The following is a 17905-nucleotide window of genomic DNA, read 5'->3' as shown; positions in this document are numbered from 1 at the left end:
CTTCTTTGTTTGTTAGTTAATATTTTTGAGATTAATAAATCAATTATGGTTTTACGTAATAACCTTTTAGAATAAATTCTAATATTTGTTTTTGGAATCTGTTATTGAGAACTATAGTACTGTAAATTAAAAGTTAATTTATAAATAGCAGCAAATGATAAATTTTGAACAGCTTATCTATAGCTTTTCGGAACCTAATCACTAAATAACATTGTTTAAAATTATTCAAATGGAAAAAGAACAAACTATATCAATTCAGGAAATAGCTAAAAATCAATTAGATATAACAAAAAAAGTATATTTACTAAGCCCTAATAGAATGTTTTCCGAATTTAAAGGAGAAAAAGAAAATGTTAAAAACTATAACAATAGGCAGCTTTTAGAAATGCTTCAAAATGCCGATGATGCTGCTTCTGAAGCAAAGAAAGAAAAGAAAGTTTTAATCAAATTAACGGGTAAAAAATTAATTATTGCTAATACTGGATATGGTTTCTCTGAAGAAGGTTTAAATTCCATTTTCCACAGTCATTTAAGTCCAAAAGAAGCGATGGAAGGCCAAATCGGCAAAAAAGGATTAGGATTTCGTTCTATTTTAAGTTGGGCAAAAAAAGTGACTATTGATAGTCATGACTTATGTGTTGGATTTTCAAAAGATTATAGTAAGAAGGTATTATTTGAACTTTTACAAAATCAAAAATTTAAGACAGCCTTCGAAAAATTAAAAAACAAGGAAGAATTTCCTATTTCAACTTTAGTTTGTCCAGAGGTAGAAGGTGCTGTGGTTGACTATTTTGAAGGAAAGGAAGATTTCGACACCATTATTCAAATTGATTTATTAGACAATGCAATAGAGCAGGTAATAAAACAATTAAGTCAGGATATTGACAGTGAAGTATTATTGTTTTTAAATAATCTTACATCCATTTATATAGATATCAATGGGATACAATGCAGTTATAAAAAAGAAAATATATCAAAAGATATTCTGAAAATTATAAATACTACAGAAGAAAGCGTAACTGATAATATTTGGAACATTTACAATATCGAAGGCAAATTTGAAGACATCAAAAGAGATTATCATTTGAGCGTTGCATGGCAAAATGATTTTGTTCAAACTAAAGATGTGGTTTATTCCTATTTCAGAACAAAAGTGCCTATTCAATGCAAAGGAATTATTCATGGATCATTTGAACTGAATGCTGATAGAAATCTTATTATTGATGATGAAGAAGATTATAATAAAAAACTAACCGCTTTAATTCCGTACTTACTTACAGAAGCTTCTGAGAAAATTGCCCAAATTGAAAATGATAATTTTAATTTTAAATCAGTAAGTTTTTTACAAGCCGATTTTCAGTCTTTAAACCATCTGGCAGATAATAAAGATTTAAAAAATAATATTTTAAACCTCATAAAAGATAAAAATATTTTTCCAGTTACAAGCAATCAATATATAAAATGGGATAATGATAATAAACCAGTTTATTTTGTTGAGCAAATTATTCCAAAGTATTTGAATCCCGATCAATACCCTGATTTGCTATTGCATACTGAAGATGAATTTGTTTTAAATTTTTTAGAAAATCTGGGATATGAGAATTACAATGTCGAAGTCGTAATTCCTAGTATTGCTGCCCATAGAAAGGATATTAACCTTCCGGATTATGCACTTTTAATAAAATCGATTGGTAATTATATTGGAAAAGATACGGAATTATTAAAAACCGAGGGCGTATTTTTTGATAACGAAAAGAATTTATTGTCTTTTGATAAACCAATTTTTCTGCCAAATCAAGGGGTAAAATACAACTTACCTCATGAACTAGGAATTCAAATAATCAGTAATGATTTAGCAGCCGAATTATTAAAAGTATATCAGTGTTCCGATTTCAAGAACCTAGCAGAAGCTCTTTCAAAATACAACTTAAAAGAGTTTAATTTTAATGAGGTTGTTGAAGCTTTAATTTCACATTATTCACAGCATGAAGAGGTTTCGTTAGATGATGTGAAAAACCTGCATAAAACACTTTTTGATATTTACAAATTGGAACCTCACACAGATTCTAATTGGAAGGGCACAGCTATTCATATAATCAATAAAAAAAATAAAATTGAACTGGCTAATAAATTATACTTCGGAAAAGAATATGGTAATCCGCTGGCGGAGGAAATCTATAGTTATGACAAAGCAAAATTAATAGCATCTCATCTGAAATTTGAAATAGAAGCTCTCAATACAATCAAATGGAAAAAATATATCGAGTGGCTGGGTGTAGCATATTATCCAAGAAAAGAAACTGTTAGAGTTAAAGATGATTATGCTGATTACGTTATGAAAAATTATAATTACAGAAATTCTGTAGGTGATTATACTTTCAAAAAAGGCTATAAACAATTTAAAGACACATTAACAGGTGGATATGGTCCGGTGAATGTTTTATCAATTGATGATTTTGATAAAATTTTATTGAATAATACATCAGAATCAATTATTAACTTAATTGACAAGGATTTAGAAATCTTTAATTCGATCGATAAAAATATAGAACCACATTCCAGTTTAATATATTTTGATTTTTTTAATACGAGGAATTACCGTAAAATAAATGGCAGTATGATGACTTCTTACATTAAATGGAAATTAGAACATTCTACTTGGTTGCAAACAGAAGCAGTTATTAAAACAGAGCCTTCAAAATGTTCATCAGCAGCATATATTAACGAGGAATTTAGTGGTTTAATTGAAAAGCCTAAAGTTGATTATGATGTTCTTAAATCAAAACAAGTTCAAAGAGAAAAAGTTGATTATATCTTAAGTTTAGTGGGAGTTCATAAAACTATAAATACACTTTCTCCTGAAATGATTTATACTATACTTCATAAATTACCCGAGATAGATCCATCAGGTAAAAAAGCGAAAACAATTTACAATCAAATTGCTGTTAACTATGATGAAAAAGCACTGTTTAAAATAAGCACTCTGGATCGTGAATATAAAAATTATATGACATCAGGAAGGGTTTTCTGCAAAGATGGAGTTGACTATCCTTTAAATGAAGTTTATTATGTTAATGACAAAAGATATGGTGAAACAGTAATAAAACAGTTCAATATCATTGAGATTGAGAGACGAAGAGGAAAAGATAAAATTAAAAAGATATTTGGAGTTCAGCCATTAGACAATATTGACTTAAATGTGGTTGGTATTCCCGAGGTGCATACTTTAAATTCAAAATTTGAATTGGAAATTGAAAATTTCAAACCTTATGTTTATGTATTGAGAAAAGAACAAGACAGTGGCAATGAGAAAAATATAATTAAAAATACAAAGTTTCAATTAGTATCTAATTTAACTGCAACACTAAGTATATCGGGACAACAAAAAATATTTGAATTAGATGATTTTGAATATTTATACATAAAAAAAAGAAATATAATTTTCATTAAAGTTCCAATATTCTTTGATGAAATTATTGATCTGAAAGAGAGCATATTTTTCTGTTCAACAATTGCAGAAGTTTTTTCGGCAATCTTAGATGTTGACGCACAGAGACTTCAAATTAGAGAGCTATTCTCTAAAAGTGCTTCGGTTAGAGATGAATTATTACGTTCAGAAACGGATGATATCAATTTGGAAAAACTTAACGATGCAAGAAAGAAATTAGGTGTAATCAGCAACCCTAAAATCGATTTTTGGAAAGCTTTTGTTAAGTGTTTTAAAAACAAAACGCTAAATATTAAGACTGATACAGATCAGGCAATATTAGAAGCATTAATGATACATTTTCCAAAAAATCAGGAACTAATTCTAAACACTATTGATTTTATTAATTATCAGGATTTAAATGAAGAAGTCAGCGCTGAACTTATAATCAATTTATTTAAAAGGACAGGTATTACAATTTCTCAATTCAATACCTTTCATTATCCATCTATTAATATTTCACTGCTTTATGAAATTAATTTTAAAGAAGCAGTTAATGATAACTTGGAAAAATTTAAGAGCATATTATATGATTTTTGTTTAGCCAATAAGTTACCTAAAAATAGATTTTTAGAGATGGTTAATACCTATTTAAATCTAACTTCTGAACCTTTTAATGAAGTCAATTTTGATGTAATAAGCGATTTAAAAACAATTACAAATGAATTATTTGAGATTGACTTGAACGCAGGTGGCGAAATAATCGACTGGAGTGTTCTGTATGCTTTAAATACTGAAAAAGTATGGGAAATGGTTAAGACACCTGATCTTGATAAGAAGCTTTTCAACCAATTTATTCAAGAGAGTTATTCCATACAATCATTACTGTTTTTTGAAAATGAATTTCCTCAAATTGATGTATCATTTAAAACCTGGCTTGGAAAAAATATTGCTGAAAAATCAGATTCAAATACAACTCCATCAAAATCCAACAGAATTGTATTTGGTAAAGAACCTATATTTTACAATGACTTATTAGATTTAAAAAAACAAATAGATAATTTATTATCTGATGTAGAAATAAAAAAAATTGGATTTGCCAATGTAAAAATTGCTAAAAAAGACATTATAAATGGAAAAGGCAGCCCATCAGGAAGTGGAAGATCAAGAGGCTTAAATACGAAAAAGCCTAAAGAAGAAATAGGTTTTTTAGGCGAATATATTGTTTACAAACATCTTTTAGAAATTAGTGAAAACAAATCTGATGTAAAATGGGTTTCGGGTTATGCCAAGGATTGCGGTGTTAATCTGGATGGTGTCGATGGGTTAGGATATGATCTGATGTATTTACCAAAAGGGGCCAAACATTCAAGAAAGGTAGAAGTAAAAGTAGTCGGATGGGAAGATGCATTTCATATAACTTCAAATGAAGTTAAGGTTGGAGAAAGACTAAAGAGAAACTATGAAGTATTTCTCGTTAGAAACATTGATAATATATCAGAATTAAAAATTGAAAAAATACAAGGATTGTTTGATTATAAAGGAAAATCCTTTACGGATAATGAACTTTTTACAGTCGTAAACGACAATTTTATTCTTAAATTTAAAAAAGCAAACTAATGAAATATACAAAAATAAAAGCTTAATAAAAAGATTCAAGTAATGCAATAATTTATCAAAGGAGCAAACTAATATGCAAGTAAAATAAAGAGGATAAACAGGATGTAATAAAAAATTTTATTACTTAAGTTATTTTTTAATTATTAAGAAAGTCCTCTTTTCCTTTTCTTGTTTCTTTTCTTTTTCAAATGATTTGGTATGTAGTCGGAAGTATATTCTGCATGTGTCAGCAAATCCAATATCTTAACCAGATCAGGAATATTTAAGTTTTCTTTTTGATATTGAAGGTTGTCAATTAAAGATTCTTTAGAAGGCAATTTTTCATACATCTGATTATTTTTATCTTTCACTGCATCCCTTAATCCACATCTTTCTTCTATAGCTTTTGCACTGTATTCTTTTCCCAGACTACTTCCGTTAAAAACATTTCTTGTCGTGTGGTCAATGTATGTAACACCGTAAAGCATACCTTCAGTACTTCTTCTAAAAACAGTACAGATTCCCTCTTTTTCTAATAGTTTTGCAAGTTTGCTTACTGGCATTGCGTGCTCTCTGAGCAATGCCATATTAATAGCATTTTTTACCCGCACCTTGTCGGATGTTTTTCTTATTTGATTCTGCTTAAATTTCTCTCCCAGCAGTTTTAAGGTAGGTTTAAAATAAAAATCACTGGCTTTAATGGGAACACCTGTAGGATTTCCTTTTTCATCCAATGTTCTATACACTAGTCCACTAGCTAAGAATACTCTTGATTTTTCACTGCCACGATCAGCCAAAACATTGTATTGTTTCAGTACCGCATTAAGTTCGGGAAGGCTAGAATATTTGTACTCATTTATTATTGTGTTTATAACATTGCTTAAGGCTTTCTTGGATTCAATCTTTCCGTAGCGAACTCTGCTTATTGAAATGGGTTTTAAATTAAACTGCTCTCTGTTTTTTCGCCCTTCTGCCTTTACAAGTCCAAATAATTTTTCTATTTCCTTTCTCGCAGGTTCTGACTTTCTTATACCCAAATGATGCAGATCAATTCGTCTGCCATCCCTTTCGATATTTATAGAAACTATATGTACGTGCGGATGTCCAGCATCGTGATGCTGATAGACGAGATAGGGTTGTTTTCCAAAGCCTATTTTGTCCATATATACTTCCGCAATACCCATTAGTTTATCTTTGGAATGATGTTCTGACGGATCAAAATTGAGGGATATATGTACGCTGTTTCTCTTGGTATTTTCGTTTAATGCAAGTCTTTTTGTAAAGCGATTTAGCTTTGCAAAATAAGTTAATTTTTCTACATCAACGGGATAGTTTCCTGCACCGATACACTCTGCCACACCTTTTTGTACTTTATTTTCATTGTAATTTAAAACACTTCTGATGGCATGGCTTGTTTTTATAATTGCAACCATATCTCCGTGATTTTATAAATATGATTTTGAATTTCATTTATCTTTTGAAAAAGAATCTTTCTTTCCTCTTCATAACGGACAATCCACTCTCTGAATTCAGGAATCTGCTGCAGGGTATGCATCTTTTTTACGACCTGATTTAAATTGTTCCCAACGGCATTAAGCTCATTACGCATTATTATAATTTCTTCCATAGCATCATCTATAGATTGATTTCGGTAATAGGTTGTTATGGGCTTGTTAAATAAATGCCTGCGTATATAATCGCTAAGCTTACGACACGTACTCTCTTTGTATTTGCGCTCAATTTTAGCATATTCTTCCAGTGTCAGTCTTAGGGTAATTCTACGTGATCTGTTTGAATTTTCTCTTTCCATCATCATTAATTTTCATTGTTATCAAACTCTTTTTTGGCTTCTCAGTGTCACTGATCCCGAGTTCCGAGGATAGATCAGCCAGATCCGGTTGTCCGACAACCGTTCATCTGGCCGATTGCAGGAACGTGGCAATCTTTAAGCTTCTATTAAATAAATGGCTAAATATGAAATTTAATTAATTGCGGTTTAAAAATTATAAAATTTAATTTGACTTATTAATCACAGTACGAAATTAGCAAAGCTTAAAAGGCTGTACAATCATCGCCAGATTTTGAAGTGAATAATATCAGAGGAGCTTCTTAATTTTACATCAGGAAATTATTAATATAAAACGCTGAAATTATGATTACAAAAGATGAAGTTTCCAAGGTGTATGATACAGTATTGAGTATCCCTGGAATGAGTGAGGTGGTGAAGATTGATTTGAAAATTTCACGCAAAAATGTACTACTTCTCAGCCATGTAATTGGCAAAGGATTGGATTTGAAGGAAGATGATGCCGGCCTGCTGTCAAGTATCTCTCAAGAAGGATTATCTGAACTCAAAAATCTTTCCGATGAATGCCTGCAAAAAGCAGGTCTTGTAGAACTCAACCAAAAATTAACAACCTTGAGCGACGCATGTAAAGCATAGTTAAAAAAAAATGAAAAATAGGCGTTTAATAGATTGCATTAATTTATTAGACGCTTTTCATTTAATAGGTTATCGTGTATTGAAATTGGCACGTTTCTTAATCTTTTTGGCACGTTTTTAATTATATCTTTCTGAGATAACACTCCTACATTTGTATGTGATCTTTTTCTGATTGTATTGTATAAAAGGAACACATGTAAAACTTTTTGATTATGAAAATTCAATTCAATTATAAAAGTGTTTTTGTAGAAGTTGTTGCTCTTTTATATGTACTGCTATTTGTTTATGCAGCAGTAAGTAAGTTATTAGATTTTGAGAATTTTCAGGTCCAGTTAGGGCAATCACCTCTTTTAAGTGCATTTGCTTCCTGGGTGTCATGGCTGGTTCCTTTATTTGAGCTGACAATAACGGCACTGCTTATCATTCCCAAGTGCCGTAGGACAGGCTTAAAAGCATCATTAAGTTTGATGACAATGTTTACTGCTTATATTTTTATCATATTGCATTATAGTTCTTTTGTTCCTTGTTCATGCGGCGGGATATTGGAAAAGATGAGCTGGAACGTGCATTTGATTTTTAATATTGTGTTTATGATTCTCGCCATGACAGCTATCAAATTCAGCAGTGATTTCCCAGACTACTTTGGCAATAGATCGAGACGTTTTAGTTCCATCAAATGGATTTCGGTTATTGTTTTTTTGAGCATCGGTAGCGTTATAATTTTATTTTTGAGTTCTGAAGATATAATGCATCATAATAATCCATTCATTAGACGTTATACACAACATCCGGTTGTGTTCAGCTCTGCAAAGGATTTAAAGTTTAATTCTTTTTATCTGGCGGGTTCTAATAGCAGCAAGATATTTCTCGGAAATTACACTGATCCGCTGCATGTTTTGTCAATGGACAGCATGCAAAATCTAGTAAAACATTCCATCGCTTTTGATCCTAAAAAGATACCTTTTAGAAACGTAAAGATTTTAGTTAAGGGATCCTATTTTTATTTGACGGATGGTTCTGTTCCCGCTATATTTAGAGGAAATATAAGCCACTGGAGAATAACAAAAGAACTTAAGGGGGTTCCTTATTTTACCTTAGTTTCACCGGTTGATAGCAGCACAGTTATATTCAGATCCAACAATGCAAAAAATGCGGCAAATGTTCTGGGAATTTTCAACAACGACAGTATTCCGAAAATAAAATACAGCAGAGAGCTGCTGCAGGCGCAGGGCGGTGGAATTTTTGATACAGACGGGACTATGCTCTTCAGTGAAGAATTAAAAAACATTATCTATCTGTATTACTACCGCAATGAATTTATGGTCATTGGAAACACGGGCAAATTGGTTTATAGAAGCCATACGATAGATACAATCAGGCATGCTAAAATTAAAGTATCATCACTTGATAATGGAAAACAATACGCGATGTCCTCACCGCCATTTGTTGTCAATGCACATGCTGCTGTCTGTAAAAATTTACTTTTTGTTCACTCGCAGGTAAAAGGAAAATTTGAAAATGACAAGCTATGGGCACAATCATTTATAATTGATGTATATGATTTAAATAAGAACTCCTACTTGATGAGTTTTCCAATTTACCACACTGAAAGTAATAAGCTTAATTCTTTTATTGTGACTCCTTCACATTTGTATGCCTTAGTAGGCAATGACCTAGTGGTTTACGAACTGCAACAAGTACTTAAAAAAGAAATGAAATCTATTTAATTTCATATTGAAAATGAAAAATATACTGGCCAGTGTCAGGAAAAAGATCGAACACCTGTAAAAAAAAGTAGATCAAATAATAATTTAAAAATTCAATATCATGAAAAAGTTATTTATTAAAAACATGGCGCCTATTGCTGTTGCCGTGTTGGGAATTTCAGGAGCTTTTGTAACAACATCTATGCAAAGTGCATCGAAAAGTGATGCTCCGCCTAAGATTGGATATCTTGCAAATGCTCAGGGTAAATGTACAGACACAGCTGTGAATTGTGATGATACCCCTAGCGCTTTCCTTTGTCGCCTTGGAATTACTTCAGGACCCGTGGCATACAACAAAGATGCACAAAATAACTGTGTGCAACCATTGTATCGCCCATAAGATGGAAGTACTAAAGTTCAGATCAAAAGGGCAATGCAGTTCCATTTGGAACTGCATTGTTTTTAGGTAAAAGTTATTATAAATTGAATTTAAAAATCACGATATGCAAAATTTATTATTAAAAAATATACTTCCAATTAGCTTTTCTATATTGGGGATTTTAGGAGCTATCGCAACTAAAAATACACAGAAAGTATTTGAAAAAATAGCTGTTCCAAGGATAGGATACGTGATAAATGCACAGGGGCATTGCACGGACATTCCGGTCAACTGCGGTGATTTAAGTCCTTTTATTTGCCGTCTTGGAATTACCTCCGGACCAATTGCCTATGGTAAAGATAATACTGGTAATTGTATTGAAATATTGTATCGGCCATAAGACATTATTATATATTAAAAAGGGTATTGCTGTTCTTTTTTGAATTGCTCTACCCTTAATAAGTTATTCTATGCCATCATTGATCCACTGAAAAGAATGGTCTTCTTTTAGAAAATAATCAAACCAGTTTAGTATCCTCTGAGATATATCCTTTTGGTTTGCAGGCTTCACGATAAGGTGGCTTTCATCTGGATATAATAGCATTATGTTTTGCTTTCGCAATCTGCGTAATGCTAAATAGAATTCCTGACTTTGGTCTGTATCAACGACCTCATCCTTCTTTCCAGTCCATATAAGAACCGGGGTTGTAATTTTATCGACCATCGTTATAGGTGAATTTGCATTATAGGACAAGGGAGCTTCATAGGGCGCTGCTTTCATTCGCCATTGTTCGGTTGCGAATCGCCACATGTCAGGCTTTCCAGAGAGCTGGCTTACTGTATAAAAAAAGCTGTTTAAATCTGTAATAGCACCGCTTGCAACGGCTGCTTTAAAGATCGAAGTCTGCGTAATAATAAAAGCAGATTCATATCCCCCGAATGAGTGGCCCGCAAGACCAATTTTATCTGGATCTATTATCTTTTTTTCAAGTACCTCTTTAGTTCCTGATATAACACAATCAGCGGCCGAAATCCCAGGATTTTGATCCTCATGGATAATATCCGGCAAAAAAACAAAATAGCCCTGAGTTGTAAGCACGCTTATATTAAAACCATTTTCATTGTAAAGAGTAGGATTATCATAAATGTGAAGATTCTTAGATTCGATTTCATAAATTTCCACAATCATTGGGTACTTCTTTTGTGGATCATAATTGGCAGGGTAGAAGAGTGCACCGTGCAGATTTTCCCCCTTTGAATTTTTGTATTTAATTAGTTCTGATCTTCCCCAAAAATACTTCTGCTGCTGAGGATTGCTTTCAAATAAAGAAATTGTTTTTCCGAAAAGATTCTTTACAAAAAGTTCAGGAGATTTGTCGAATTTTTGATTTCTGTAGAAGATGTGTTTTCCATTAAAATTGTAATGAAGTTCATCAATAAACCTGTCTTCAAATACAATCGGTTTTTCACCGGTTTTTTCATTCCATTTATAATACCCGGTCTTTAGATCTTCATCTTTTGCTCTAAGAAAAAGACCTGCTGAGAGATCATAAACGTCAGCCGTTGGCCCATTGTATAAATAACCGCCGCCTTTTTTATCAGAAGGTTTCGCTATTCGATAGGAGATTTTTAATTCTCGTCCATGAGTCAGTTTTCTAAAGTTATTTCCATCCGGCGAGATAGCCCACAAATCATATTGATCATAAATTAGAATTTCTTTGTCACCGGTTGTCCAGCCCGGACTACCGCAGAAAGTTTCAGGTGCAAGCTGTCTTTCTTTTGCAATAAATTTAGCTCCGGTTCGAATTGTAATATTTTTATGACTACCTGTCGAAATATCATAAACCCACCAGTTATTTTCTTTAAAGTATGCAATGTACTTTCCGCTTGGTGAAGGGATAATTGCACCTGTCATTAGGGATTGCCTTTTGAGAAGCAGTTTCTTTTCAAAAGTACTCAGATCCAAGATATAATAATCTCTTGGGCCCTCATCTTCAAACTGGGGCTCATAGTCTTTAGGATTTGATAATATAGCGGATTTAAAATCTCCAGAAAGCATAAGCGAAGGCAGTTCTTCCGAACTAATTGGATTAAACTGATTTAATGGAGGCTGCCACACAGCGACTTTTGGCGATGTTTTAAAATCTCCGACATGTTTTTCCTGGGTGTGAATCCATTTGTCGTTGCCATTCCATATCTCAACGTCTGATTCAGTTTTTTTTGTTTTATCAGAAGTTTTTTCCTTTACATGGAAGAAGACTCTTTGACTGTCAGCGGAAATCAAGATGTTATAAACTGAACCTTTCTGATACAAGATAGCTGTATTTGAGGGGAAATTTGGTTGAGTCTGCGGATTGAGTCTGCTTAATTTATCAGTATTTAAATTATAGAAAAAAATGTTACTAATTTCCCCTGCAGAGCTCGCTAGAAACGAAATTGAATTTCCTTGCATCTGCCATGTAAAACCATCTAACTGATCAGCGGAGTCTATATGAATCCATTTTTCAGTATTTAATTTCTTCAGATTAATTAGGGATAATAATTTTTTCTTCTTTAGTATACTGCTATATACCACCCAATTCCCTTTAGGACTCATTGAATACTTTTCAGCTTCCTGTATTTCCTTAACTGAGCCGTCTGCCAGAGATCGAATTACCAAGGTATTCTTGTTCGAATCTGATGTAATTAAATAAATCAAATGATTAGTTTCTTGGTTGTATGAATATTCATGAACGCCTGAGATAGTTTCCGATGTACCTGTCTGTAGATTTAGAAGCTCCAGATTTTCTCCGCTTTGAGATATAAAAAAAAGATTGCGGGTAAAGTTTGTATTGTAACCACCCGCAGTATGATAGGTTTTAAGATTGTTAATGTTGCGTACAAATACTGTATCAACACCATTTTCATAAGTTAAGCTATAACTTATCCATTGTTCATCTGGTGAAATTTTATCCAAATGAACCTCGCCCCAGAGATGATAATCAAAAGGGGTAAGCTGTTTTTTTTGCACCACCTGTCCCCAAGAGGGACAGGTTACTAATGGCAAAATAAAAAATAAAAATAAAACTGCTGTAAAAGGCATAGAACAAAATCTTTTGACTTTATAATAAATTCTTAAAATAGGAGCTAACATACTTAGTGATTTAATATCCGGGATTTTGAGGGCGAAGATTTGGGTTTGCACTTAATTCAGTCTGTGGAATTGGAAATAAACTATCACTAGTATTCCATCCGGACTTCACATTGCTTAAAACATTATCAAGTTGTCCAAAACGTTTTAGATCAAAAAAACGATGACCTCTCTCAGTAAAAAACTCCCATTTTCTTTCGTTTAATATGGCAGTCAGAATTTCTGGTTTCGATATGGCATCGGTATCATCTAAACCGGCACGATGTCTGATTTTATTTAAATCTTCTTTGGCACCAATAAGATCTCCTTGTTCTGCGCGGGCCTCAGCTCTTATAAGATATTGTTCAGCAAGCCTGAATACAACCGAATATTCTTTTGAAACTGATGTGGAGTTGTTTTCCTTATATTTATATACATGGTACCATATGGATGTTCCATCACTGACAGTTTTTATCCATTGAGTACGTCGGAGATCATTAGAAGCGAATGAATTTACTAGTTCATTGCTCAGGGAAACCTGAGGAGGCGGTCCTGAAGTAAAAGTAAAAAAAGAAGCCTCTAATGTATTTCGCCCTGATTCGCCTGACTGCAGCTGCCAGATTGTTTCTTTAGAAGTAATTAGAAAAACCATATTGATATCTTCGAGAGCATACAGGTCTTCCTGATTCAGAACAGCCGAAGCCATGTTAGCCGCTTCAGGATATGAATGGTTATACAAGTAAGTTCTCGCGAGCAGGGCTTTTGCTGCAGATATGCCAGGACGAACCCTTTCAAAATCATTTCCATTGTCTGATAGTAATGTAATAGCATCATTGAGATCGTAAATTATATTTTCATATACTTTTTCAGATGAGGTTCTGCTAACAACACTATTTTTTCTATAATCCGTCTGGGTAATATAAGGAACATCACCAAAAATATTTACGAGATATAAATGCAGTAAAGAGCGTATGAAAAGCGCTTCACCTTTTAACTGTTTTTTCTGCTGGTCAGATAGGTTATTACTTATTTCGACACCTTCAATTATAGCATTTGAGGCATATATCTGATTATATGATGCATTCCAATAGCCGCTAACAACTGTATTTGAGGGCAAGAGTGCATTATTATAAAAATTTAAGCTAGTGTTATTTGGATTCTGATTACTTGTAATTTCATCAGTGTAATTTCCTAACTGATTGGAAATACCGTATCCGGTTCCTGTTAAAATACCAATGTCTCTAATATTGGAATAGATATCCGTAAGAGCTGCGTCGGCAGTAGCATAATCTTGAAAAACGGCCACACTAGTTAATTGTGATTTTGGAAGATCAACTTCAACAAATGAATCGCAGGAAAAAATAGCTATAATAATGTAGCTGAGGAGAAGGTGTTTTGTTATAATATATACTGTTTTCATAGTTATAGATTTAGAATGTTAATTGTATTCCAGCTGTTATAACTTTTAAGGGAGGCAAAAATCCGTAGCTGGTAAATTCAGGATCGCCATCTTTATATTTGGTAAAAGTCAAAAGATTCTGTCCCTGCAGCATAATTTTGCATTGTATTTCTTTTAAATGAAGTGGGACATTATAGTTGAGGGAAATATTTTTTAATCGGATAAATGATGCGTCGGTTATTGATGCGTCACTTTCTGAATATAAATAATCACCAGTCAGCGCATCATTATTGTAGCCTGTTGTATAAGTTTGATAAGGTTTGGTATCGCCAGGATTTTGCCAGCTGTTGATTATACGCTCCTGCTGATTGGACATCATACCAGCTGGTCCCATTGGGTAGCTTCTGTTTTTTTGTTTTACAAACTGAAATAAGAAATCTAAGGTTAAATTTTTATATGTAAGCTGATTTTGAATTCCTCCGTAATATTTTGGATTTAAATCTGCTATAGTCTGTTGGTCTTCAGGAAAAGATATCCTCATGTCTTTATTTACGTCTTCAAACTCGTAAACTCCTGTTTGCGGATTAACCCCGTTATTTTTATAAAGAAGCTCAATGTTTAATGGCTGTCCTATACGATACTGCTGATTATAAGGCGAGCTTTCAAGTCCCGGAAATTCTATAAGTTTATTTTTAGCAAACGTTAAGTTTAGGTTGGTCGTCCAATTAAAAGAACCTTTAGTTAAATTTATAGTCCGAAGTGTTAGCTCCAAGCCCGAATTTTCAACAGTTGCATTAAGATTGGACTGTAAAAGTGTAAATCCTGTTGTACCGGGAAGCGGAACACCTACAAGCTGATTGGAAGAGCGATTTTTATACCATGCTATTGTGGTAAAAATTCGGTCCCGAAGGAAACCTAATTCAATTGCTGCTTCTAATTTTTCATTAGTTTCCCATCCAAAATCAGGATTAAATAGTCTCGAGGGTTTAAGACCAACAGTACCATTATAGAGAACTCCTGTGGTGGTATAGGTATTTAGAAACTGATAATCTCCGATTTGATCATTTCCCGTTGTTCCATAACTGGAGCGTATCTTACCAAAGCTCAGCCATGAACTGTTATGAAGAAAATCTTCATTAGAAAAAAGCCATGCTACACCTGCTGCTCCAAAATTTGCAAACTGATTTCCGGGACCGAAACGGCTTGATCCGTCCCGCCTTGCTGTAAGATTTATGATATAACGCTGTTGCCAATTGTAATTAAGCCTTCCAAAAAAAGCCTGATATTTATACTCAGTTTCATCATTTAAAAGTACGCGAGTAATTGATGCGGCTGCGAGGTTGTAAATGAGACTGTTAGAGCTGAATCCCGATCCGGACTGAAAAAATCTTGTGGTTTTCTGGTTTTGAAAGGTTGAGCCGAGAATAACATCGAGTTTACCGTTTAATATTTCTTTTTTCCAGTTTATTTGTGGTTCTACAATCCATGACGAACGATCTGTATTATTAAGGAATATTACTGAATTGGCTGCGCTGACATTGTAGGCAGGATTGTAAATGGTTGAAGGTATTATTCTTGTTTCTTTATTTGTCAAATTGGTATATCCCAGATTGCTTTTTACAGTCAGACCCGGTATTAATTCATAAGACACCACAGTATTAGCAACCAAGTCATTTGTCTTGGATTCAAATTTAGTATTGATGTTTCGTAGTGGATTTTCCCAAGTTCCATTTTCCCAGTTCAGTTGACCGTCCGCCTGATAAAGAACAGGAGCATTTGGAGGCAGTGATCGAGCATCATAGGTAAAATCGTAGGAAGGCTGATCATTGTTTTGAAGATTCAAGCCTGCTGAAAAATTTAATTTAAATTTTTGATCATCAGAATGGTGATTCAAATTTATTTGGCTTCCGCCTTTTTTATAAAGAAAATCACCAATAAAAACGGTAGATTCTGTATGATAATTACCGCTGATTAGGAATTGGGTGTTATCGGAACCGCCTGATATGCTCCCCTGCAGTTCAGTGATCTGGGCGGTACCTCCCAAAAGTTTTTTCTGCCAGTCTGTATATCTGTTCTGATCCCAAGTTCCATTAACATCATAGTCCCAGTCGTTGTAAGGTATACCGTCATTTAGAAATGCCTGTTTTCTCATTGCCAGATACTGCTGTGTATTCATAAGTTTCAAAAACTTAGTAACTTTTCCAGCGCCAGTGGAGGCAGTAAAGATGTATTTTGTTTTCCCTGATTTTCCTTTTTTTGTTGTTATAAGTACAACTCCGTTCGCGCCTCTCGAACCATAGATAGAGGTAGCATCGGCATCTTTTAGTATTTCAATGCTCTCTATGGAATCGGGATTAATGCTGTTGAGCGGACTTGTTACATTTGGAAATGTTGTACCCGTATAATTGGAGCCAATTGGATCGGAGCCGAAAGGCACTCCGTCGATTATATAAAGAGGAGAATTACCATCACTGCCAATACTGTTTTGACCACGTATTTTAATGTCAAAGCCACCACCAGGAACGCCTGTATTCTGTACAATGTTGACACCTGCCATTCGACCCTGCATAGTAGCAAGTACATTGGTTACAGGCTGCGTTTCAATATCTTTTGCGGTTATACGAGCAATATTTCCTGTACGCTCGCTTTCCTTTACGGAGTAATATCCAGCATTCACCCGCACTTCCTGTAGAGTAGTGGTATCAAATTCTAATTTGATATTTATACTGGTCCTTCCCTGAACTGGAATTATGGCTGTTTTAAAACCTATAAAAGAAACTATTAATACATCATCTGCGGACGCAGATATAGCATACTGTCCACTATAATCCGATATAGTATTAACATTAACTCTGTTTTTTATGGAAATTGTAACTCCGGGCAAAGGGTTAGTACCATCGGTGACAGTACCCTGAATTTGATGTTGTTGGAAAAATGAAGAGCCAGTCCGATTGGAATTTTTGGCTTGAACAGATGAAAAAGTCAAGAATATACCCATAAAAAACAGGCAATAAACAGCTTTCCCATCCTTGTAAAATGAAAAATTATTCATAATATTGGGATTGGTTAGTTAAATGTGATTTGATTAGCTACGGTCCTCTATGGTTGTTTGGCGACGAAGTAGAGGATCGTTTTTTATGTATTAAGTAGACGGCTTAATAAACATAAAAGAAATTATTTAATCCACAGGCAATGATATTTTTTAAAAGGTTTGACTTTTCTGATGCGAAACTTAAAGGAAAATTGAAGTCGAAATGCTAAGAGTCGTAAGTGAGTTTTTAAGCATAAAAAAAGGCGCGGAACTCAGCTTATCGACTTGAGGTACTGGAAATACCGAGGAACAATAAGTGAGCCCACGCCATAGGCGTGAGCATCTTACTTATCCTCTCGTTCCTTTTAAATTTCCAGTTTTCAAGTCGAGATTCTAAGCGAATGCTTCAAATTATTTTTATGAAGAATCGCAAATGTATACAATTAGTTGCAAATATAACAAAAATATTAAATGTGGTGTTAAAAACCCACACTATTTTTTATGTTTCTACTGAAATTGCTTTAATAAAAAAAGCGATGAATAATATTATAAAAAAAACTGATTTTCAGCTTGCATTCGGTAAGCAAGTCGAAAAATTCAGAACAGAACAAAATTTGAGTTATAGACAATTAGCTCAAAGATGCGACATAGATCATAGTAACATTAGTAAGATTGAAAAAGGGGAGATAAACATTCAATTGTCAACTATTTTACAACTTTCAAATGGATTAAACATAAATCCAAAATCATTATTTGATTTTGAAGATAATATTTAGAAATAATAAAAAATTTAATTTCTGAAACCTCCTTGA

Annotated in this window: 11 protein-coding genes; 6 read left to right on the top strand and 5 right to left on the bottom strand. The window is 33.4% G+C overall.

The features are described 5' to 3' along the window. Positions 1–229 precede the first annotated feature (229 nt). A complete protein-coding gene (locus ASC72_RS13555) occupies positions 230–5047 on the top strand; it encodes a sacsin N-terminal ATP-binding-like domain-containing protein (protein WP_056191560.1) in 4818 nt (1605 codons plus the stop codon). 143 nt (positions 5048–5190) lie between these two features. Here ASC72_RS13555 and ASC72_RS13550 read toward each other — a convergent pair whose 3' ends face one another. Continuing rightward, positions 5191–6459, bottom strand: a complete 1269-nt coding sequence (locus tag ASC72_RS13550; RefSeq protein WP_056191558.1) for a relaxase/mobilization nuclease domain-containing protein — start codon at positions 6457–6459, stop codon at positions 5191–5193. Next, a complete protein-coding gene (locus tag ASC72_RS13545; protein WP_056191959.1) occupies positions 6444–6836 on the bottom strand; it encodes a hypothetical protein in 393 nt (130 codons plus the stop codon). Before ASC72_RS13545 ends, ASC72_RS13550 begins: the two co-directional genes overlap by 16 nt. 342 nt (positions 6837–7178) lie before the next feature. On the opposite strand from ASC72_RS13545, the gene ASC72_RS13540 reads away from it, so the two are divergent. From ASC72_RS13540 to ASC72_RS13525, 4 genes are all read left to right on the top strand, one after another. Continuing rightward, on the top strand, positions 7179–7469 hold the full coding sequence (locus tag ASC72_RS13540; protein ID WP_056191555.1) for a hypothetical protein: 291 nt from the start codon (positions 7179–7181) through the stop codon (positions 7467–7469). A gap of 212 nt (positions 7470–7681) precedes the next feature. Further along, positions 7682–9196 (top strand): MauE/DoxX family redox-associated membrane protein, encoded by a 1515-nt coding sequence (locus ASC72_RS13535; protein ID WP_056191553.1) that lies wholly within the window; start codon positions 7682–7684, stop codon positions 9194–9196. Between the two features lie 124 nt (positions 9197–9320). Further along, the gene (locus ASC72_RS13530; RefSeq protein ID WP_131725816.1) at positions 9321–9575 is read left to right on the top strand and encodes a hypothetical protein; all 255 of its coding nucleotides are present in this window, start codon (positions 9321–9323) and stop codon (positions 9573–9575) included. A 103-nt stretch (positions 9576–9678) separates the two neighbouring features. Further along, the gene (locus ASC72_RS13525) at positions 9679–9954 is read left to right on the top strand and encodes a hypothetical protein (protein ID WP_056191550.1); all 276 of its coding nucleotides are present in this window, start codon (positions 9679–9681) and stop codon (positions 9952–9954) included. Positions 9955–10017: 63 nt separating this feature from the next. Here ASC72_RS13525 and ASC72_RS13520 read toward each other — a convergent pair whose 3' ends face one another. The 3 genes from ASC72_RS13520 to ASC72_RS13510 form a co-directional block, all read right to left on the bottom strand. After that, the gene (locus ASC72_RS13520) at positions 10018–12636 is read right to left on the bottom strand and encodes a S9 family peptidase (RefSeq protein WP_198528498.1); all 2619 of its coding nucleotides are present in this window, start codon (positions 12634–12636) and stop codon (positions 10018–10020) included. 61 nt (positions 12637–12697) lie between these two features. Continuing rightward, positions 12698–14083 (bottom strand): RagB/SusD family nutrient uptake outer membrane protein, encoded by a 1386-nt coding sequence (locus tag ASC72_RS13515; RefSeq protein WP_056191546.1) that lies wholly within the window; start codon positions 14081–14083, stop codon positions 12698–12700. Between the two features lie 10 nt (positions 14084–14093). Next, entirely contained in the window at positions 14094–17114 is a 3021-nt protein-coding gene (locus ASC72_RS13510; protein WP_056191544.1) for a SusC/RagA family TonB-linked outer membrane protein, read from the bottom strand. A gap of 398 nt (positions 17115–17512) precedes the next feature. Here ASC72_RS13510 and ASC72_RS13505 point away from each other — a divergent pair, with 398 nt between their 5' ends. Further along, positions 17513–17869: a helix-turn-helix domain-containing protein gene (locus ASC72_RS13505; protein ID WP_241775700.1), complete on the top strand. Its 357-nt coding sequence runs from the start codon at positions 17513–17515 to the stop codon at positions 17867–17869. The last annotated feature ends 36 nt before the right edge of the window (positions 17870–17905 follow it).

The sequence above is a fragment of the Flavobacterium sp. Root420 genome (assembly GCF_001427905.1).
In the GTDB taxonomy this organism is placed as follows: Bacteria; Bacteroidota; Bacteroidia; order Flavobacteriales; family Flavobacteriaceae; genus Flavobacterium.
The sequence above is the reverse complement of the archived record's forward strand: the minus strand, read 5'-3'. Positions and strand labels throughout refer to the sequence as shown.